This is a genomic window from Nocardiopsis alba DSM 43377 (assembly GCF_000341225.1).
Classification (GTDB): domain Bacteria; phylum Actinomycetota; class Actinomycetes; order Streptosporangiales; family Streptosporangiaceae; genus Nocardiopsis; species Nocardiopsis alba.
Map to the genome: position 1 here is coordinate 493,677 of NZ_ANAC01000011.1, position 19,153 is coordinate 512,829.

14 protein-coding genes and 1 tRNA gene are annotated in these 19,153 nt (G+C 68.9%); 10 read left to right on the forward strand and 5 right to left on the reverse strand.

Features of this window, described 5'->3' with window-relative positions; genetic code table 11:
• Positions 1–51 precede the first annotated feature (51 nt).
• Genes D451_RS0112090 through D451_RS0112105 form a run of 4 tightly spaced genes read right to left on the reverse strand, consistent with a single transcriptional unit; the run spans position 52 to position 3,735 of the window.
• Complete coding sequence (locus D451_RS0112090; RefSeq protein WP_017534602.1) at positions 52–1,305, reverse strand: ATP-grasp domain-containing protein; 1,254 nt, start codon at positions 1,303–1,305, stop codon at positions 52–54.
• Positions 1,302–2,615, reverse strand: coding sequence for an aminotransferase-like domain-containing protein (locus tag D451_RS0112095; RefSeq protein ID WP_017534603.1), 1,314 nt, complete (start codon positions 2,613–2,615; stop codon positions 1,302–1,304). Before D451_RS0112095 ends, D451_RS0112090 begins: the two co-directional genes overlap by 4 nt.
• Position 2,616: 1 nt before the next feature.
• Positions 2,617–2,943, reverse strand: a complete 327-nt coding sequence (locus D451_RS0112100; protein WP_014909441.1) for a YciI family protein — start codon at positions 2,941–2,943, stop codon at positions 2,617–2,619.
• Positions 2,944–2,988: 45 nt separating this feature from the next.
• On the reverse strand, positions 2,989–3,735 hold the full coding sequence (locus D451_RS0112105; RefSeq protein WP_014913549.1) for an SDR family NAD(P)-dependent oxidoreductase: 747 nt from the start codon (positions 3,733–3,735) through the stop codon (positions 2,989–2,991).
• 626 nt (positions 3,736–4,361) lie between these two features.
• On the opposite strand from D451_RS0112105, the gene D451_RS0112110 reads away from it, so the two are divergent.
• From D451_RS0112110 to D451_RS0112130, 5 genes are all read left to right on the forward strand, one after another.
• Positions 4,362–5,612 (forward strand): MFS transporter, encoded by a 1,251-nt coding sequence (locus D451_RS0112110; protein WP_017534604.1) that lies wholly within the window; start codon positions 4,362–4,364, stop codon positions 5,610–5,612.
• Positions 5,613–5,717: 105 nt separating this feature from the next.
• Positions 5,718–6,866 (forward strand): hypothetical protein, encoded by a 1,149-nt coding sequence (locus D451_RS0112115; protein WP_014909382.1) that lies wholly within the window; start codon positions 5,718–5,720, stop codon positions 6,864–6,866.
• A gap of 98 nt (positions 6,867–6,964) precedes the next feature.
• Positions 6,965–7,387 carry a cobalamin-dependent protein gene (locus D451_RS26450; protein ID WP_108914127.1) on the forward strand — a complete coding sequence of 141 codons (423 nt, stop codon included), beginning with the start codon at positions 6,965–6,967 and terminating at the stop codon, positions 7,385–7,387.
• A complete protein-coding gene (locus D451_RS0112125) occupies positions 7,384–8,799 on the forward strand; it encodes a methylaspartate mutase (protein WP_014911488.1) in 1,416 nt (471 codons plus the stop codon). Before D451_RS26450 ends, D451_RS0112125 begins: the two co-directional genes overlap by 4 nt.
• 17 nt (positions 8,800–8,816) lie before the next feature.
• Positions 8,817–10,070, forward strand: a complete 1,254-nt coding sequence (locus tag D451_RS0112130; protein ID WP_017534607.1) for an ATP-grasp domain-containing protein — start codon at positions 8,817–8,819, stop codon at positions 10,068–10,070.
• Between the two features lie 112 nt (positions 10,071–10,182).
• Here D451_RS0112130 and D451_RS0112135 read toward each other — a convergent pair.
• Positions 10,183–10,270: transfer RNA gene (locus D451_RS0112135), tRNA-Leu, on the reverse strand.
• 136 nt (positions 10,271–10,406) lie between these two features.
• On the opposite strand from D451_RS0112135, the gene D451_RS0112140 reads away from it, so the two are divergent.
• The 5 genes from D451_RS0112140 (at position 10,407) to topA (ending at position 18,933) form a co-directional block, all read left to right on the forward strand.
• Entirely contained in the window at positions 10,407–11,729 is a 1,323-nt protein-coding gene (locus D451_RS0112140; protein WP_014911468.1) for a M20/M25/M40 family metallo-hydrolase, read from the forward strand.
• A gap of 214 nt (positions 11,730–11,943) precedes the next feature.
• Positions 11,944–12,978 carry a hypothetical protein gene (locus D451_RS0112145; RefSeq protein ID WP_017534608.1) on the forward strand — a complete coding sequence of 345 codons (1,035 nt, stop codon included), beginning with the start codon at positions 11,944–11,946 and terminating at the stop codon, positions 12,976–12,978.
• 171 nt (positions 12,979–13,149) lie between these two features.
• Positions 13,150–13,812, forward strand: a complete 663-nt coding sequence (locus tag D451_RS0112150; RefSeq protein ID WP_017534609.1) for a membrane protein — start codon at positions 13,150–13,152, stop codon at positions 13,810–13,812.
• A 323-nt stretch (positions 13,813–14,135) separates the two neighbouring features.
• Positions 14,136–15,449 carry a hypothetical protein gene (locus tag D451_RS0112155; RefSeq protein ID WP_026125008.1) on the forward strand — a complete coding sequence of 438 codons (1,314 nt, stop codon included), beginning with the start codon at positions 14,136–14,138 and terminating at the stop codon, positions 15,447–15,449.
• A 658-nt stretch (positions 15,450–16,107) separates the two neighbouring features.
• A complete protein-coding gene (gene topA, locus D451_RS0112160; protein ID WP_017534610.1) occupies positions 16,108–18,933 on the forward strand; it encodes a type I DNA topoisomerase in 2,826 nt (941 codons plus the stop codon).
• Positions 18,934–19,153: the final 220 nt, after the last annotated feature.

Genomic DNA, 19,153 nt, shown 5'->3' on the forward strand with positions numbered 1-19,153 from the left:
GGATGTGCCTCCGGTAGAGGAGAGGGGCGGGGCGATGGTGGGGCCCGAAGGTCAGGCCAGGCGGTAGAGCGACCCCTGGAGGGCGCGGGCCGCCTCATGATCGGCGGCGAGCCGATCTTCGTCGTCCGAGGTCAGATAGATGCGCATGGCGGCCGAGAGCAGGTCCGTGGTGGGGCGGATCCGATCGCCCGGCCCGTACTTCGGACTGGTCAGGAACACGCTGGGCAGTTCGTTGATCCGCGCGAGGACGTCCTGGTCCACGCTCTCCAGGACACCGTCGAGCGTGGTGGCCGGGTTGTAGCTGTAGGCGGACCGGAGCTTGCGGTAGGTCCGGCCGCCGTACTCCCGGACGAACCTCTCGGGGTGGGCGTAGGCCAACGCGGAGAGACCGGCCTGGTCGACGCCCAGGCACAGCTCTTGGAAGCCGGGGTGCACCAGACCGTTGAGACGGGCGGCGATCTCGACCAGGACCGGCCCCTGGTCGGTGACGATGACCTCGGCGTGGGCGGGGCCCCACCGTATGTTCAACGCCGCGAGGACCTCGTCCACGTAGGCGATGAGTTCCGGGACCGGCGCCTCGTCCGGGGCCAGCAGGATCTCCCGGTCGTAGACCCTCTGCCCGGAGGGCAACGGCCTCTTCTCGTACCGCCAGACCCCGGCGACGTGGCGATGGCCGTCGGCTCCGACGGTGTCGACGATGTACTCCGTCCCCTCCAGGTAGGACTGGACCAGTACCTCGGTGTTGGTGGAGCCGAAGATGTCCCGGGAGCCCAGGTTCCGTTCGACGGCGGTCCGGACCTCCTCGGCGTCATCGCAGACGAACACGCCGTCGGAGGCGGCCGAACCGACCGGCTTGACCACCACGGGCCAGGCGCCGCGGTCCCGCGCCCACTTGACGAGCAGCTCGGGATCGTCGCTCTTGATCTGGTCGGCGCAGCGCACCCCGGCCCGGCGCAGCGTCTCGATCATCTCGTACTTGTCGCGACGGGCGGGGGAGAGCGCCGTGCCGTTGGACTTCACGTCGAGGGCTGCGCTGAGCCGGTCGGCCACCCGTACCGAGGACTCCTGACCCGGGACCACGGCGATCGGATCGTAGGGCCGCAGGAGTTCGACCAGTCGTTCCTCGTCGGAGCAGACGATGTTCTCCGCGTAGGCGGAGAGTTCGGGGGCGCGCATGGTCGGGATGAGTTCCGGGGTGCTCTGTACATGGACCACCCGGGCGCCGACGGAGGCGAAGGCCCCCGGGTAGAAGTTTCCTGCCGAGTAGCCGTCGACGACGACGGCGGTGGGCGCTTCGGGGTTCAAGACCGTTCCTCAGGTGTGTCGTGCGGGGTTTTCTCGATGAAGCCGGCCAACCGCGCGATCCCTTCGCGGATCGCGTCGGGGGCGAGGTTGCTGAAGCCGATGCGGATCTCACGACGCCCGCCGTCGTCGTCGAGGTGGAACATGCTCATGGGGGCCCAGCTCACCCCGTGGTCACGGGCCGAACGTTCCATGGCCGCGAGGTCGGCGACGAAGGGGACCTTCAGGACCAGGAAGAACCCGCCGCTCGGGGTGTTCCAGGTGACCCCGTGGTCACCGCCGTCGGGGAAGTGCTCGGACAGGGCGTCCAGGGCCGCTCTCAGTCGCTCCTGGTAGATCGCGGCGAGTTCACGGGTGGCGGAGCGCAGGTCGTAGCCGTTCTCGACGAGGATCCCGCCGACCACGGCCTGAGAGAGGGTGGAGGAGCCGACCGTGAACATGGCCTTGGCCGGGGAGAGGGACTCGGCGAGGGTACGGGTGTTCCCCTCGGAATCGATGACCTCCTGGTCGGCGACCAGGTAGCCGAGGCGGGCCCCGGGGAAGGTCGACTTGGCGAAGGAGCCCAGGTAGACGACCCGACGATCGGTGTCCAGGGACTTCAGTGTGGGGAGCGCGGCGCCCTCGGCGGCGAAGAGCCCGTACGGGTTGTCCTCCAGGATCACGAGGTCCTCTTCGGCGGCCACCTCCAGCAGCCGGCGGCGGGCCGCGAGGGGGACCACCGTGCCGGACGGGTTGGAGAAGTCGGGCACCAGGTAGAGGGCCACGGCCCTCCGGCCCTCGGACCGCACCCGGCGGGCGGCCTCGGCCACCGCCTCGGGGTCGAGCCCGTCCGGGCCCTCGAGGATCCCGTGCACGGGGACGTCGAGCATGCGCGCCGCGCCTCGGATGCCCACGTAGGCGGGCGAGACCGACAGCAGGACGTCGTCGGCCGAGGTGATCAGGCCGCGCAGGGCGACCAGGGCCGCTTCCTGGAACCCGTGCGTGATCATGACGGCCTCGGGCGGAACGTCGATGTCCTCGTCCTGCTTCAGCATCAGGGCGACCTCGTCCCGGATGAGGCCGTTGACCGGCCCGTACTGGAAGAGGAGCCGGGTGACGCGTTCCTCGGGAAGGCCCTTGGCGCGTAGGTGCTCGATGTACCGCTCGACGTGGCGGGAGAGATCGGTGAGGTCGTGGTTCCCGTCGTAGGGGGCTCCCGACGAGAACGACAGGGAGTCGGGGAAACGCAGCGCGGTCTCGCTGAGGACGCGCATGGACCCCATCTCGGGGTCGACGACCCCGGCGTGCAGGGAATCATGATCGAACGAGAGCATGTCAGCGACCACCTTCCGAGGAGAGGGCCTCTTCGGCGCGGTCGGGTACGGAGATCCAGGCGCCCTTGCCCGGTGCCCATTCCCTGATCCGGGTTCCGGCGACGACCCCGCCTCGGACGTAGGGCTCCTCGTCCAGCACTTTCCGAAGTTCCTCGCGGTCCGCCACCTCGTAGAGCAGAAGCCCGGCGTTGTCACCGATGACCGGGCCGCCGAGCAGCAGGACGCCGCTCTCGGCGAGGCGATAGAGGTTCTCCGCGTGGGCCGGATGCAGGCCTTGGCGACCCTCCCGGTCCACGTTGTACTCGAATTCGACGACGAACTTCGCCATACCGGCTCCTTGTGCGATGTTTCCTACCGAGGGCGGGGAAGGCCCTCACATGTAAAGTCCGCCGTTGATGTCGATGACGGATCCGGTCGAGTAGCCGGCGCTCTCGGAGCACAGGTGCAGTACGCTCCCGGCGGCCTCGGCGACCGTGCCGTACCGGCCCATGGGGAGTCGGGCCAGGACGGCCTTCCGCTCCGCCTCGTCGCGACGCTCGAGGGCGCCCGCCACACGCTCGGTGGCGATCGGCCCGTGGGCCACCACGTTCACGACCACACCAGTGCCGGCGAGTTCATGCCCCATCTGCTTGGTCATGCCGATGACGGCGGCCTTCGAGGCGACGTAGGCGGCGTTGTTGAAACGGCTGAACGTACGTCCGCCCGTCGACGCGAAGTTGACGATGCGGCCGTAACCGTCCCGCACCATGCGTGGAGCGACCACCTTGATCGCGATCCACGTACCGACCACGTTCTCCAGGTGGGTCTGCTCGAAGTGGTGGTGTTCCAGGTCGGCGTAGCCGATGATCCGGGTGTCGCCGCCGACCCCGTTGACGAGGATCGAGGGGGCGTGGCGTTCGGTGATCTCCGTCAGCAGTCGCTCCGCGGCGGGGACATCGGTGACGTCGCCGACGATCGCTTCGACCTTCGTCCTCGGCGACAGCTCCTCGGCCAGACGGGTGACGGCCTCCTCGTCCTTGTCGAAGAGGACGAGGGGGTGTCCCCCGGCGGCGAGCTCCCGGGCGACCTCGGAGAGGATTCCACCTGCGGCGCCGATCATGAGGGCGGTACGTGCGGTCACTTACTTTCACCTGGCCTGTGTGGGATATGGCGTGCTGGAAAGTCGTTCTGCCGGGTCGCCCGTACCGGTGGATCGGGGGCTCGCACCAGAGATGACGGCTCGATCGGCCGTGGGCGGAGAAGGTGGTACCGGATTCGCCTCGGAATCGTCGGTGATGCAATCCGGTGCTGAATTTTCCCGGTCTTTTCGAGGGCTTATTAATGCGCCGGAGAAAAGGGCTCTTGGTGGCCGTGGGATACGCAATCGATCGTGCAACAGCCTAAAGTCGCCGTCAATGTGACCTGAATCACATTGCTACTTCTCTAGGGAAGTGGGTACCTTGATGGCCGCGCATATCGGAAATGCGACTTATGTTTTTTGAATCTTTGCAGTTCAGGCGCCATGATCACGATCTGGGGAGTGCGACTCCGCGAAAATCGACCGCGGAGGAATTTCCTTTCCACTGCACTGATGTCCGGTTCGGGTCGTTCGTAGGCCCTCTTGTGGCTGGATTCGGCCATTGTTCTTCACATACGTGGCCGGTATCGGCCATTGATCACGAGAAACGGGAATGGGTGTCCGTCCGCACCATCGGTGGGCGAGGTACCTGAGCAGCGATCGAGCACCCACTATCGGATGGGCGGACCATGCGACCCGACTCCCCTTGGCGCGTACGTGACTTCCGTGTGCTGTTCACCGCCTCCACGCTCAGTCAACTCGCCACCAACGTCAGCTACGTCGCCGTGCCGCTCGTCGCGGTGGCGGCCCTGGACGCCGGCCCCGGACAGGTCGGCGCGCTCGCGACCCTGAGCACCGTCGCGTTCCTCCTCATCGGGTTACCCGCCGGCGCCTGGGTGGACCGGATCAGCCATCGACGGGTACTGATCACCGCCGACCTGTGTCGGGCGTTGTTGTTCCTCACCGTGCCGCTCGCCTGGTGGGCGGACTCCCTGACCCTGATCCACCTCTACGCGATCGTGTTGTTGAACGGCTGCGCCACGGTGTTCTTCGACGTGGGATCGCAGAGTGTCCTGCCCTCTCTGGTCGACCGCCGAAGCCTGGTCCAGGCCAACGCCGACATCAACACGTTGATCGCCGCCGGCAACGTGGCCGGTCGCAGCGCGGGCGGCGCTCTGGTCGCACTGCTCACCGCACCCGTGGCCCTCGCGGTCAGTGCCTGCTCCTACCTGGCCTCGGCCCTACGACTCACCTCTCTACGGCACACGCCCCCGGCGCCCGCCCCCGAGAAGGGACCCCCGTTGCGGGCCCAGATCGGGGAGGGGCTGCGGCACGTGTTCGGCAAGAGGGAACTCCGGGCCCTCGCGATCACCGCGGCCCTCGCCAACCTGGGCTCGTCGGTCGTCAACACCATGCTCCCGATCTGGTTCGTCCGTGAGCTCGGCCTGTCGTCGGCCACATTGGGGCTCTTCTGGGCCGCCGGTGGCGTGGGCCTGTTGTGCGGGGCCCGATGCGCCCGACCGGTCGCGGCCCGACTCGGTTACGGGCGGACCCTCGGCGTCGTCGGTCTGTGTCTGGCGCCCGCGGGCCTGCTCGTGCCCCTGGTCGGCCAGGGCGTCTGGCTCTACCTGGCCGGAACCGGCTGGTTCCTGGCCATGTTCAAGATCGGTATGGATAATGTGCTCGGCGTCAGTCTGCGCCAGCGCATGACCGCCGACCGTCTGCTCGGCCGAATGAACGCCACCTTCCGATTTCTCCTGACCGGTGCGCTCGCGATCGGCGCGGCGCTCTCCGGTGTACTGGGTGAACTGATCGGAGTGCAGGCCACCCTGTGGGTGGGTGGCGTATTCATGGCGACGGCCTTTATTCCGGTTTTCCTGTCGCCGGTCGTCAAACTCCGTGAACTTCCCGAAGAACAGCCGCAGAACGCAGAATCATGATCCTTCGAACGAATCGACACCTCCCACGAGGAGAATGTTATGACAACCGTTGGAAATGGTTTAGAGGCAAAAGATCACGCTGACAGGTCGGATCCGCGTGAAACCATGCGCGTCCTTCCCGGATTCCTCCAGTATCCGCTCACGATATTCACCGGAAAGCCGATCTCCGGACAGGGTCCTTTGAGCTGGTGGACACCCGGATTCCACCTGGCCGGAGCCTGTTCCTCCATGCTGATCGGTACCGTGATCAGCACCGTCGGTCTGGTCCTCTCCGGTTTCTGGCTCCTGCTCCTGCTCCCGGGCTGGGCCGTCACTCTGCACGGCATGCGCAACCTGCGGATGATGGTCTACCACCAGTGCGCTCACCGCAATATGTACCGTCGGCGTCGTCTGGACGCCGCGATCGGCCGGGCCACCTCGGGTCTGCTGATCATCCAGCACTTCGGTCGGTACAGCAAAGAGCACGTCAGCGACCATCACGCGGCACACCACATGACGCTGCGCGACCCCACGGTCCAGGCGTTCCTGGTGAGCCTGGACCTGCACCCGGGGATGACCCGCCGTCGGATGTGGCGCCGTGTCCTGGGCAAGATCTTCTCGCCCTGGTTCCACCTGAACTTCATGGTGGCCCGTATCCGGTCCTTCTGGCACGGGTCGGACATCAGGGAGAAGGCGATCGCGGTCACCCTCTACGGCGGAGCCGCGACCATCACCATCGTCACCGGTACTTGGCACATCCTGCTCGTCGCCTGGATCGTCCCGCTCTTCCCGTTGTTCCAGGTGAGCAACACCCTGCGTCTCTGCGTCAAGCACACCTTCCCCTCCCAGGACGTGACCGTGCACCGGGGCAAGGAGTACTTCGGCAGCCTGACCAACGCCATCTTCATCGGTGAGCCCGCCCCCTCACCCGATCTGCCGACCGCCCGCCGCCTCGCGGCCTGGGCCCGATGGACCACGCGCATGCTGTTCGTGCACGCGCCCGCGCGCTACCTCGTCCTGACGGGGGACACGGTCGTACACGACTACCACCACCGCTACCCGGCCACCCCCAAGTGGGCGAACTACATCTTCGAACGCCAACTGGACGCCGACCGGGGCAGCCCCGGCTGGCCGCCCTACCACCAGGCCTGGGGACTGGTCCCCGCCGTCAACCTGGTCTTCGACTCGCTGTCCGTCGCCGACCCGGAGAAGTACGACGTCGAACGGTTGCGCGAGGTCAGCAAACGCGAACTGTTCGCCGCGTTCGACGACTGATCCCACGTGCCCGCGGCCCGGTTCTCCTCCGCCGAGACCGTCGCACGGACAGGCCCACCAGACCTCCGAGAGTCGCACATGACATGAGGAACGAACCCGTGACCCGAACAGTCATTCTCGGCATGGCGGCCAGCGACGCCCACGTCGTGGCCAACCAACTCATCGCCCACTCCCTGCGCTCCCAGGGTTTCCACGTGGTCAACCTCGGCGCCTGCACCTCGATCGCCGAGTTCGCCACCGCGTACGACGAACACCCCGACGCCGAGGCCGTCATCATCGGCAGCCTCAACGGACACGCCTACGAGGACCTCCAGGACCTGCCCGCGGCCCGGGCCGACGGCCTGCTGGGCTGCCCGGTGATCCTCGGCGGCAACCTCTCGGTGGGAAGCAACAAGGAAGCGGTCGACGATGAGCGGTTCCACGCGCTCGGAGTCGAGATGATCCTGTCCGATCCGGAGCTGCTCCCGGCCACCCTGGACGGATTCCGTTCCCCCAGCGCGCGGCCGGCCGAGGTCCGGTGAACGGCGTCTCGCCTCCGCCGATCCCCCCGGAACCTCCGCCGCTCGCGGAGACCATCGCCTACGTCCGAGGGTTGGGGAAACCGACCGCCGCGGAGGTCCTGCGCGCGGCGCGCGACGCGGGACGCGTGGCCCTGCAACCGCGCTGCGGTGTGGGGTCGCACAGCCAGATGACCACGTTGCTGCGGGACCTGGAACGGCATGCCCGGCCGGACATCCTGACGCTCACCATCGATTCCCACACCCGCCTACGACGTTTCGACAACGCCCGCGCCGTGCTCCTGCGCAACCCCGCCGAACTCAACGGATACCCCCTGGTCACGCATGGATGGCCCAGGGGGCGGGAGTTGAACGAGGCCGTGTCCGTACCCCTGGAAGTGCGGCACGGTTCCCCCGACGCGCGCCGACTGTTCGAGACCTCGGTGGCCTCGGGCATCACCTCCTTCGAAGGGGGAGGGATCTCGTACAACCTCCCCTACTCGAAGGCGGTGCCCCTGAGCGAGTCGCTGGCGGCGTGGCGGGACGTGGACGCGCTCTGCGGAGAACTGGCCGAGCGAGGTCTGACCATCGACCGCGAACTGTTCGGCACGCTCACCGCCGTGCTCGTGCCCCCGTCGATATCCCTGGCCATCAGCGTTCTGGAGGCCGTGGCGTCCACCCGGGAGGGCGTGCGCTGCGTCTCCGTGGCCTACCCGCAGGGCGGTCACTTCGAGCAGGACGTGGCCGCCCTGCGGGCCATCCCCGTCCTGGCGGCCCGCTACCTCCCCGAGGAGGTGGAGGTCCACGCGGTACTGCACGAGTTCATGGGGCTCTTCCCCAAGGAGAGGTCGCACGCCGAGGACCTCATCCTCTACGGAGCGCTGCTCGCCCGACTGGGCGGTGCCACCAAGCTGATCACCAAGACCTACCTGGAGGCCTACGGGATCCCCGATACACGCGCCAACATCGACGGTCTCCTGCTCGCCTCCCGGGCCAACTCCCCGCTCCTGGACTTCATCTCCTTCGACGAGGACCGCGTGGGCGCCGAACTGGAGTGGGTCCTGGAAGAGGTGGCGGAGATCGTGGAGCCGGTCCTCGAGGCCCCCGACCTCTACGAAGGGATCGAGTCCGCCTTCGAACGGGGCCGACTCGACATCCCCTTCAGCGCCAGCCGGTACGCGCGCTCGGCGATCATCCCGCGCCGAGCGCCCGACGGCGCCATCCGTTACCTGGAATCGGGGGCGCTGCCCTTCTCCGAACGCACGCTCCGTCGCAACAGGGAGAGCCTCGCCGACCGGGGCGACCCCTCCGACATGGGGGCCATGGTCAAGGGCCTGACCTCCGACATCAACCACTTCCTGAACATCTTCGGGGAGGGCGCCGGGGCACCGACCCGGCCCGACCCCGAGGTCGTAGAGCAGTACCGCCACACCTGATGCACAGAGGAATCCACATGACAGATCAGCCTCGTCCCCGACTTCTCTTCGTCGGAGGGGCCGGAAACGCCACCCTCGCCGTCGACGTCGTCGGAACGGCGATCCGTGAGGCACGCGAGCGTGGCCTGGAGGTCCACGTCACGAACCAGGAGGCCACCCTGGCGGCGACGCCGTCCATCACCGAGCTGGCCGACGAGGCCTCCGCCGTCGACTTCGAGGTCCGCGGCGCGAGCGCGGCGTGGGCGCGCGAACAGGTCGCGGCGGGGAACCGCTTCGATGTCGTCTTCGGGGTACGGGAGATGGCCCAGGAGGCGGTGGCCGAGGTCGCGGCCGCGCTGGGGCGCCCCGGGAACTCCCCGAAGGCGGTCCACCGGGTCCGGACCAAGGACGAGGCACGAGCGGAGCTGGCCGCCGCCGGGTTCCCCCAGCCGCGTTTCCTGGTCTGCTCCGACGTGGCCGAGGCGTACGACTTCCTGGAGGGGTCCACCGGGCCCTGGGTGGTCAAGCCGCGCGACGCCATGGGCAGTGAGGGGGTGACCCGGATCGCCGGCCCGGACGACCTCGCCGGCGCGCTGGAGTTCCTCCCGGAGGGGAGCCGGGGCGCCTTCATCGTCGAGGAGTTCGTGGAGGGGCCCGAGTACAGCGCGGAGGGCGTCTTCCTCGGGGGAGCCCCCCATGTCCTCGCCCTCACCTCGAAGGAGCTGCTGCCGCCGCCGAACTTCTTCGAGACCGAGTACGTCATCCCCGCGATCCTCCCGGATGAGACCGCGCGGGAGATCGAGACACAGGTCGTGGCGGCCCTCACGGCGCTGGAGCTGGGTTACGGGCAGTTCCACGTGGAGCTGTGGTGGACCGAGCGCGGCGTCGTCCTGGGCGAGGTCCACGTCCGTAACGCGGGCGGCTGGATCCATCGCATGCTGCCGCACGTCATCCCCGGTCTGGAATGGTTCGGCCTGGTCTACGACGACGCGCTGGGCGCCCCCGTCGACCTGGAGGCGCTCCGGCCTCGCCGGGGGGCCGCGATCCGGTTCCTCACCCCGCCCTCGGGCCGTCTGGTGGCGGTCGAGGGTTGGGACGAGGTGCTGGCCCATCCGAACGTGATCCACGCGGAGCTGGCGATCGCTCCGGGCGCCGTCATCGAACCGCACCGTTCGGTCGGTAACCGGGTGGCGCACATCCTGGTCGGCGCGGACACCCCGGAGGAGGCCCGGGACCTCGTTCGGGCGCTGGAGGAGTCGGTGCGGTTCGTCACGGAGCCCGTGGAGGGCTGACCGGACGGATCGAACGGTGTCTCTTGAGGGGGTGGTGCCCGCGACGTGCGCGCGGGTACCGCCTCCGATCGAACGGAGGCATGAAAAAAGGCCCTGCGAACAGGGCCTTCTCTGGTGTCCGAGGGGGGACTTGAACCCCCACAGCCTTAACGGCCACTAGCACCTCAAGCTAGCGCGTCTACCTATTCCGCCACCCGGACGTGGGTGTCTGGCGCTTCCCGCGCCGAACAGGTTCAACCATAGCAAAGGTCTGAGGGCGCCTGAACCGGTTTTCCGCCGAGGGGTGGGCGTGGCAGTGTCTAGGACGAAAGGTGCGGCCGGAGACGGGAGAACCAGATGGTGGAACCGACCAGGGATCTGAGCGCGGCGGAGGACGAGGTCGTCGACCTGTGCCGAGAGCTCATCGAGTTCGATACCTCCAACTACGGTGACCATTCCGGGCCCGGAGAGAGGAAGGCCGCGGAGTACGTGGCCGGCCGTCTCGACGAGGTCGGGGTGGAGTCGAGGATCTACGAGAAGCACCCCGGGCGCAGCAACGTCGTGGCGCGGATCACGGGCGAGGACTCCGGTCGTCCGCCACTGCTCATCCACGGTCACCTCGACGTGGTGCCGGCCGCCCCCGAGGACTGGACGCACCATCCCTTCGCGGGCGAGGTCGCCGACGGGTGCGTGTGGGGCCGCGGGGCGGTCGACATGAAGAACATGAACGCGATGGTCCTGGCGATGCTGCGGCAGCGGCTGCGCGACGGGCGCCGTCCTCCGCGCGACATCGTGCTGGCCTTCCTCGCGGACGAGGAGGCGGGCGGCACCTGGGGCGCCCAGTACCTGGTGAACGAGCACCCCGAGCTGTTCGCCGACTGCGACTCGGCCATCAGCGAGGTCGGCGGTTTCTCGTTCACCGTCAACGAGAACCGGCGCCTGTACCTGGTGGAGACCGCGGAGAAGGGCATCGCGTGGATGAAGCTCACCGCGCGCGGCACCGCGGGACACGGGTCGATGACCAACAAGGACAACGCCGTCACCGAGTTGGCGGCCGCGGTGGCCAGGCTGGGGGAGCACGAGTTCCCGCTCCAGCTCACCCCGACCGTGCGGACCTTCATGGAGGAGATCTGCGAGGAGTTCGGGATCCCCTTCGATGAGAAGGACGTCGACGCCACGGTGGCGCGCCTGGGCCCGATCGCCAAGATGATCGGCGCCACGCTGCGCAACACCCTCAACCCGACGGTGCTCGGCGGCGGTTACAAGGCCAACGTCATCCCGGGTGAGGCCACCGCGCAGGTGGACGGTCGTTTCCTGCCGGGCACCGAGGACGAGTACTTCGCCAAGATCGACGAGCTGCTCGGCCCGAAGGTGAGTCGCGAGTTCATCCACCACCTGCCCGCGGTGGAGACGTCCTTCGACGGCGGCCTGGTCAACGCCATGTCCGAGGCGCTGCTGGCGGAGGACCCCGGGGCCAAGGCGGTCCCGTACTGCCTCTCGGGGGGCACGGACGCGAAGAGCTTCTCCAGGCTGGGGGTGCGCAACTACGGGTTCTCTCCGTTGCGGCTGCCGCCGGAGCTGGACTTCGCCGGCATGTTCCACGGAGTGGACGAGAGGGTCCCCGTGGACGGCCTCCAGTTCGGTGTCCGCGTCCTGGACCGTTTTATTGACATGAGCTGACCGAAATTTTTCGGGCTTAGGCCCCTGAACTGGGACGAACCGTGCTGAGAAATTCTCAGCACGGTTCGTTTTTCCACCTGAGATCACTCAACGTGATGCTACGGTTGCTTTCAGTGCGAGGGTGCTTCGGGATCTCCCGGGGTATCGAAGCGCGACCGCGGGCCGAGTGCCCGTACGGGACCGTCCGGTGGCAGTGACGAGGAAAGGGGCATCCATGGTGCTCGCGAGTCGGGGGTGGCCGTTCAACGGCCTCGCTGCTCGCAACGCCCGTGGTGCCTACGCCCGTCTGCTGCTCCTGTCCGGGATCGTCGCCGTCGCGTGGCTGGCCGGGGGCATGGGTGTCGCGCACAGCGAGACCACCGCCGACTCCGGCGGTCTCGTCGACAGTGTCCTGGGGGTCGGCGAGGTCGCCGAGCGTACGGGACAGACGGCCGCGGACGAGGTCCGGCAGGGACGTCTCTCCGAGACCACGGCCCGGGTCACCGACTCGACCGAGGCCCTCGCCGACGGCGTCTCTCCGCACACCTCCGGTCTGCCGGTGGGAGAGCTCCGGAACGGCGGCGTCTCCTCGGCCATCGAGGGATCGGCGATCGGCTCGGTCGCCGACGACGTCGTCACCGACACCGCCAGGGTCGTCGACGGGACCGCGCGCGGGGCCTCCGGCCTCGTCGGCGGGGTCGCCCGTACCGGCCAGGGCGTCGTGGAGGCCACCGATGAGTCCCTGCGCGAGGCCGCCCTGGTCGACAGCGTCACCGAGGGGCTCTCCGAGTCCGTCGGCCACGGTCTGTCCGACTCCGTCGCCGAGGCCGGCGCGCCCTTGGGGCTGCCGATCCTCGGAGCCTCCGACGAGACCGAACCGTCCTCCGTCCCCGAAGAGCGCCCCGGCGCCCAGCGTGAGGACGAGGAGGGGGAACGGCACCGTTCCCCGATCGAGGCCGGAGTCCCGGTCCACGTGGTCGAGGCCGGATGGCGTGTGGCCGCCGAGGCCGCGCAGTCCGTCGCTCGACAGACCGCCGAAGAGGACGCCTCCGCCGAGCGCGTCCGCCTGATCGGCGGCGGTTCCCAGCACCAGGCCGGACCCGACGCCACCGGTGCGTCGGCCCCGTCCTTCCCCGCTCCCGGCGCCGCCGGGTTCCTGATGAACCGCTCCGGGCACCTGGTGTTCCGGATCCAGCGGGTCGCCCTTCCCGGTGACCCCACCCTGGTCGTCCGCGACGCCGCGGACGACCCCTCCTACTCGCCCGACTAGTCGCTCCCCCGCAGGGATCGCGGCCGGTCGGTGCGTCTCACGCACAGCCGCTCCACCGCTTCGAGGTGGGCGTGCTTCTCTCCCGGGCTCTTGGAGTCGGGAACCGTCCGCGGTCCACGAGTGACGAACAGTTCTTCTCTCTTCCTCGTCGACCAAAGGACACGACACCCGATGAACCAGACGATCCACGCCCGAGTCACCGCCCTGATCGCCGCCGGACTCCTGGCCACCACCGTTTGCGGCACCGCCTACGCCGACACCGTCACCAGCGGCAACGGTTCGCTCGGCGGCGGCAACCAGCTCGTGGTCGACGGCGACGTGCCGGTCAACCTCTGCGGTAACGCCATCGCGGTGCTGGGCATCGCCGGCGCCTCCTGCGCCGGTGGTGAGGCCAAGGTCGTCGAGAAGGACGACCCCGCCCCGGAGAAGACCCCGGAGAAGGAGAAGGACAAGGACGACGGCGGCTACGAGGGCCACGTCCCCGAGGACGAGGAGACCCCGGGCGTTCCGGAGACCCCCGAGGGCCCGGTCGGGGAGACGCCTCCCGCGGATCCGTCCGAGACCCCCGAGGACGACCGCGACGGCCAGACCGAGGAAGAGGAAACGGTCACCGAAGAGGAGAAGACTCCGGTGTCCGAAACCCCCGCCACGGACGCTCCGACGGCCCCCGCGATGGCCGACGGCCCCGCCGCTCCGGAGGGCGACGACAGCCGCCTCGCGGTCACCGGCGCCGACCAGAGCTCGCTGACCGGCATGGCGGCCGCCGCCGCCCTGGCCGTCGCCGCCGGCGTGGGTCTGCTGCTCTTCGGCAAGCGCCGCAGGGCCCGAGCCTGATCGGCCTCCCGGGCCTTCGGGCCCGGGGGTTGACGCGAGTCCCGTAGCACCGGCCGAGGCCACGTGCTCGGGGTTCACGTCAGCCGCCGCTCAACCAGAGCGGAGCTGATCGACGGGGTGAGGGCGTCCGTGAACGCAGCCAGCGAGAACGCGACGCGACCGCACCCGACAGACCGGCAGACCACGCACCGACCAGGTGCGGAGCCGACCGGATGATCCCCGGCCTCGGTCGAAGGCCCGCGTTCCATCCAGGGACGTGGAACGGCCTGTGGCCCACGCACGACACCTTCTCATCTACTCGTTTCCTCGAAAGGACTTCCCACATGCGTAAGTGGGCTGGCACCTCCGCGAAGTCCATGCTCCTGGCGGCCGGTTTCGTCGCTCTGGGCACCGGCGTGGCCTTCGCCGACTCCGACGCGGCCACCTCGGGCAACGGCTCGGTCCTGGGCGGCAACCAGGCCGTCGTCAACGCCGACGTTCCCGTCAACGTGACCGGCAACGCCATCGGCGCCGTCGCCGGTATGGCCGGCGCCTCCAGCGCCGGCTCCGACGCCAAGGTGATCGACCACCAGCACAACGAGGTGCACACCTCGGGCAACGGCTCGGTTCTGGGCGGCAACCAGCTCGTGATCGACGGCGACGTGCCGGTGAACGTCACCGGTAACGCCATCGGCGCCGTCGGAGGTGTGGCGGGGGCCTCCTCCACCGGCAGCGACTCCAAGGTCGTGCACGACGGGCACCACCACAAGCACGACGACCCGGACGTCGCCACCTCGGGCAACGGGTCCCTGATCGGCGGCAACCAGCTCGTCGGCGACCTGGACGTTCCCGTGAACATCTCCGGTAACGCCATCGGCGCCGTCGGCGGCGTGGCCGGCGCGGCCGCGACCGACGCCGACGCGATCGTGCGCAACCACCAGAGCGCCCCCGTCGAGCACCAGAGCGCGCCGGTCGAGCACCAGAGCGAGGCGATCACCGCCGCCGACCTGCTCGGCGAGGCCGTCTCGAACGCCAGCATCCTGCCCGACACCTCCGGTGTGGACGCCGGCGTGCTGCGTCAGTCGGCGCCCGTCCGCGAGCACCAGTCGGTGGCCACCTCCGGCAACGGCTCGGCGCTGGGCGGCAACCAGCTCGTCGCCGACCTGGACGTTCCCGTGAACGTGGCCGGTAACGCGATCGGCGCCGTCGGCGGCGTGGCCGGCGCGGCCTCCACCGACAGCGGGGCCACGATCAAGGAGGTCGAGAACGACGTCCGCAGCTCCGGCAACGCCTCCCTGGCCGGCGGCAACCAGCTCGTCGCCGACGCCGACATCCCCGTGAACGTGGCCGGCAACGCCGTCGCCGCGGTGGCGGGCGTCGCGGGCGCGAGCTCCACCGGTGACGAGGCCAAGGTCGTGCACCAGAGCGCCGAGACCGAGGCCCAGTCCTCGGCTCTGGACGGCGTGCCGCTGGTCGACCAGCTGCCCGAGGTGCCCGTCTCCGACATGCTGCCCGTCGGCTACGACCTGAGCGAGACCACCGCCCAGGCCGTCGAGACGCACGCGCCCGAGCGCGCCTCCGAGCTGCCCGACGCCTCCGAGATCCCGTCCGTCGACCCGGTCGGTGACCTGCTGGGCGCCGTGGGCGTCGGTCTGTAGGACCGACGTGGGCCGTTGAGGGCCCACGCGGGGGGTGCGCCGGACACGGTCGCCCGCCGGACCGGGGAGGAACGACCCGCCGTTCCGTGAGGAAAGCGGTGGACTGCGGTGGGTCGGGCTTCTCCGGAAAAGGTGGGGATCGCCGTTCGAAGCACCGGTCCCGCGAGCGGCACGCGGATGCCGTACGCGTCGGGTCGAGGGGTCGCCTTCGCTCTCTCCGTTCCGTGAGGAACGCGGTGGACTGCGGAGAGGGGAAGGTGACGATCGGAGGCCCGTGACGTGAGTCGAGTCCTCCCGGGAATAACCGGGAGGACTCGCCGCATTCCCAGGGTCAAGACACGCCTACCGTCGACAAGTGTGACGCAAGTCATAAATATGGTGTGTTCGAAGTGCTCGTCCGAGTCGATGGCGGCGGCGACGAGAGGGACGCCATGGTCGCTCTCGCTCATTACGGGCCGGTACCGGTTCCCTGAGCGCTTATTCTGCGGATGCCGGTGGGTGCGAGGGTGACGGACCATCGAGGGACGATCCCTCACGAGGCCGCCCCGATCCGCTCACCGACGGGGGAATGCCTGTAGTTCGGTTACTGTCGGTTCCCACGGGAGCCGAAGGACCGCGGCCGACAGAAACACGTAAGGCTAGACGTAGGGGAAACAGCGTGCCACCCACGAAGGGCAGCGCCGGCAAGAACGGCTCGAAGGACAACGGACGCCAGGGAGCGGGCACCGCTCTCGTCATCGTCGAGTCACCGGCCAAGGCCAAGACCATCGCCGGTTACCTGGGGCGCGGCTACGTCGTGGAGTCCAGCATCGGTCACATCCGTGACCTGCCGACGAAGGCCGCGGAGATCCCCGCCAAGTACAAGGGCAAGCCCTGGGCACGGCTGGGCGTCGACGTCGACGGCGACTTCGAACCCCTCTACGTCGTCAACACCGACAAGAAGGCCCACGTCAAGAAGCTCAAGGAGCTCATGGCCGAGGCCGACGAACTCCTGCTCGCCACAGATGAGGACCGCGAGGGCGAGGCCATCGCCTGGCACCTGCTGGAAGAGCTCAAGCCCAAGATCCCCGTCCGACGGATGGTCTTCAACGAGATCACCAAGGACGCCATCAGGCACGCCGCGAACAACACGCGCGACCTCAACGCCCGTCTGGTCAACGCCCAGGAGACCCGACGCATCCTGGACCGTCTCTACGGCTACGAGGTCTCACCCGTGCTGTGGAAGAAGGTCATGCCCAAGCTCTCCGCGGGGCGCGTCCAGTCCGTGGCCACCCGCCTGGTGGTCGAGCGCGAACGCGAGCGGATGGCCTTCACCTCCGCCGAGTACTGGGACCTCAAGGCGGTCTTCGACGCCACCGGTTCCGGAACCGTCGACGGTCCCAGCACCTTCCCCGCCACCCTGGCCTCCGTCGACGGCAAGCGCGTGGCCGCGGGCCGAGACTTCACCGCCCAGGGCACCATCCGCTCCGACCGCGACGTGCGCCACCTCGACGAGGCCGCCGCGCGCGGGCTCGCCGAACGTCTGTCCGGCGCCGGATTCGCGGTCTCCTCGGTCGAACGCAAGCCCTACCGCCGTTCGCCCTACGCGCCCTTCCGCACCACCACCCTCCAGCAGGAGGCCTCCCGCAAGCTCAACCTGTCCGCGAAGCAGACCATGCAGGTCGCCCAGCGGCTGTACGAGAACGGGTACATCACCTACATGCGAACCGACAGCACCACGCTGTCGGACAACGCGATCAAGGCCTCACGCGACCAGGTGCGACGCCTGTACGGCGGCGACTACCTGCCGGACCGGCCGCGCGTGTACGCCAAGAAGGTCAAGAACGCCCAGGAGGCGCACGAGGCCATCCGTCCGGCGGGCGACAGCTTCCGCACCCCCGCCGAGACCGGTCTCAGCGGCCCCGAGCTGCGGCTCTACGAACTCATCTGGAAGCGCACCGTCGCCTCCCAGATGAAGGACGCCATCGGAGAATCCGTCACCGTCCGCATCGAGGGCACCTCCAGTGGCGGAGAGGTCGTCGAGTTCAGCGCCGGCGGCAAGATCATCACCTTCCACGGCTTCCTCAAGGCCTACGTCGAGGGCTCCGACGACCCGGCCGCCGACCTCGACGACCGCGAGCGTCGCCTCCCGGCCGTGTCCGAGGACGACCCGGTCAAGGCGGAGAGCCTGGAGGCCGAGGGCCACAGCACCCGCCCGCCCGCGCGCTACACCGAGGCCACGCTGGTCAAGGAGCTGGAGGAGCGGGAGATCGGCCGCCCCTCCACCTATGCCTCCATCATCGGCACCATCCTCGACCGCGGCTACGTGTTCAAGAAGGGCACCGCCCTGGTGCCCTCCTTCCTCGCCTTCGCCGTGGTGCAGCTCCTGGAGCGGCACTTCGGGAACCTGGTGGACTACGAGTTCACCGCGCGCCTGGAGGACGTCCTCGACGGCATCGCCCGAGGCGAGACCGAGAGCCTGCCCTGGCTGCGCCGGTTCTACTTCGGGGGCCGGGCCCCCGGCGGCGAGGAGGAGACGGGTCTCAAGGACCTGGTGGGCGACCACCTGTCCGAGATCGACCCCAAGGAGGTCAGCTCCCTGCCGCTGCCCGGCACCGACATCGTGCTCCGCGTGGGACGCTACGGCCCCTACCTGGACCGTGAGGGCGTCCGGGTGAACGTGCCCGAGGACCTGGCCCCCGACGAGCTCACCAAGGAGAAGGCCGAAGAGCTCTTCGCCCAGCCCAGCGGAGACCGGGAACTGGGGACCGATCCCGAGACCGGGCGCACGATCGTGGCCAAGTCCGGCCGCTTCGGCCCCTACGTCACCGAGATCATCCCCGAACCGGAGGAGTCCGAGGGCGAGACCAAGCCCAAGAGCAAGGCGAAGGCCAAGGTCAAGCCGCGTACCGGCTCCCTGCTCAAGAGCATGGACCTGGACACGGTCACCCTGGAGGACGCGCTGCGCCTGCTGTCCCTGCCCCGTGTGGTCGGGCAGCTCGACGGTGAGGACGTCACCGCGCAGAACGGTCGTTTCGGCCCCTACCTCAAGAAGGGCACCGACAGCCGCTCCCTGGAGAACGAGGAGCAGATGTTCACGGTGACCCTCGACGAGGCCCGTGCCATCTTCGCCCAACCCAAACAGCGTGGCCGCCGCGCCGCGGCCCCGCCGCTGCGCGAACTCGGCGAGGACCCGGCCTCCGGCGCCAAGATGGTCGTCAAGGACGGTCGCTTCGGCCCCTACGTCACCGACGGCGAGATCAACGCCTCCCTGCGCAAGGGCGACGAGGTCGAGTCGATCACCGACGCGCGCGCCGCCGAACTCCTCGCCGAACGCCGGGCCAAGGCACCCGCCAAGAAGAAGGCCCCGGCCAAGAAGACGACGGCGAAGAAGACCACCGCCAAGAAGACCACGACGAAGAAGACGACCACGACCACCACCAAGAAGGCGACCACGCGCAAGACGGCCGCCAAGAAGACCGGAGAACCCAAGACCGGCGAGTAAAGAGGTTCGGGCGCCGGGAGTGTTCGCTTTGGCCCTCCGCTTCGTTTCGGGGTCTCCGGGGGTTGAGGTGGGAGGGTGGGTGCGGGTTACCCCCTGCTGGGGCTGGGGTCCGAAAGTGTTCGCTTCGGCCCTCCGCCGGCGCTTCGGGCCGTGTTCGGGCAACCCCCTGGGTTGAGGTGGGAGGGCGGGTGGTCGGGTCGAGGGTGCACCGTGGGGGTTT

Excerpts from the sequence above, each read along its gene's own strand:
- D451_RS0112145 (WP_017534608.1), top strand. The coding sequence starts at position 11,944 with ATGGTGCTCGCGAGTCGGGGGTGGCCGTTCAACGGCCTCGCTGCTCGC.
- D451_RS0112100 (WP_014909441.1), bottom strand. The coding sequence starts at position 2,943 with ATGGCGAAGTTCGTCGTCGAATTCGAGTACAACGTGGACCGGGAGGGT.
- D451_RS0112150 (WP_017534609.1), top strand. The coding sequence starts at position 13,150 with ATGAACCAGACGATCCACGCCCGAGTCACCGCCCTGATCGCCGCCGGA.
- D451_RS0112095 (WP_017534603.1), bottom strand. The coding sequence starts at position 2,615 with ATGCTCTCGTTCGATCATGATTCCCTGCACGCCGGGGTCGTCGACCCC.
- D451_RS0112115 (WP_014909382.1), top strand. The coding sequence starts at position 5,718 with ATGCGCGTCCTTCCCGGATTCCTCCAGTATCCGCTCACGATATTCACC.
- D451_RS0112140 (WP_014911468.1), top strand. The coding sequence starts at position 10,407 with ATGGTGGAACCGACCAGGGATCTGAGCGCGGCGGAGGACGAGGTCGTC.
- D451_RS0112130 (WP_017534607.1), top strand. The coding sequence starts at position 8,817 with ATGACAGATCAGCCTCGTCCCCGACTTCTCTTCGTCGGAGGGGCCGGA.
- D451_RS0112110 (WP_017534604.1), top strand. The coding sequence starts at position 4,362 with ATGCGACCCGACTCCCCTTGGCGCGTACGTGACTTCCGTGTGCTGTTC.
- D451_RS0112155 (WP_026125008.1), top strand. The coding sequence starts at position 14,136 with ATGCGTAAGTGGGCTGGCACCTCCGCGAAGTCCATGCTCCTGGCGGCC.